This is a genomic window from Haemophilus sp. UMB1048, assembly GCF_030218125.1.
Taxonomy (GTDB): domain Bacteria; phylum Pseudomonadota; class Gammaproteobacteria; order Enterobacterales; family Pasteurellaceae; genus Haemophilus_D.
On sequence record NZ_JASOPB010000192.1, the window covers coordinates 1 to 237 of the forward strand.

The 237-nt window shown below is 60.8% G+C and carries 1 protein-coding gene; it reads left to right on the top strand.

Features of this window, described 5'->3' with window-relative positions; all coding sequences use genetic code 11:
- Window positions 1-21 precede the first annotated feature (21 nt).
- A partial coding sequence (locus QP437_RS10420; protein ID WP_336620764.1) for a hypothetical protein occupies window positions 22-237 on the top strand: 216 nt, incomplete at its 3' end.

The window sequence follows — 237 nt, forward strand, 5'->3', positions numbered from 1 at the left end:
CCAACGCGATCGGTCCTGCAAATGACCATGGGCTGGTTCCTGAAAGAGAAAGAGCTGGCGATGATGCAGACCCCGCACCACTTCTTCTCGCCCGATCCCTTTGAGCGCAACCTTGGTCGTTTTCGCAAAACGCCGAACGAAGGGACGCTATTCTACGGCCTGGTGCAGGACGGGAACGACATGTGGGACGCCACCTTCTTCTGCGGCTCCTGCGCCGTTATCCGCCGCGGCCCGCTG